Raw genomic sequence first — 313 nt, 5'->3', positions numbered from 1 at the left:
TCTAATGCAAGAAGTGTTTGTTGTTCTAACGCTTCTTGCGCAGTGACATAAAAGCCCGCTTCAGCGATATCTTCTGCTTTGATTTGTTCATTACGGATAAAGCGATAAGCACCTTCCATATCAGCAGGAGAGATAATGAGTTTCGAGATGGGTACTCCTGGCTGCTCAGCCAATGAGGCAGCGAGAGCGACGAGTCTTTGAGTACGTCTTGGGTCATTGAGGTGGGCTTGACCGAATTGCTTTTGCGCCCAAAGAGTTGGCTCTATATAAGTCATGGTAATCATCCTTGTCATTGCTTAGATGATCAGATCAT

General features: G+C 45.0%; 1 protein-coding gene. It reads right to left on the bottom strand.

What is annotated here, in order from left to right; genetic code table 11:
* Nucleotides 1-275 (bottom strand): IS4/Tn5 family transposase DNA-binding protein (locus tag ELS82_RS26210; RefSeq protein WP_279630728.1); only part of this gene is annotated, 275 nt, incomplete at its 3' end.
* Between the last annotated feature and the right edge of the window lie 38 nt (nt 276-313).

The sequence above is a fragment of the Vibrio ouci genome, assembly GCF_004551525.1.
Taxonomy (GTDB): Bacteria; Pseudomonadota; Gammaproteobacteria; order Enterobacterales; family Vibrionaceae; genus Vibrio; species Vibrio ouci.
Note: the sequence above shows the minus strand (reverse complement) of the source record. Positions and strands in the feature narration are given on the sequence as shown.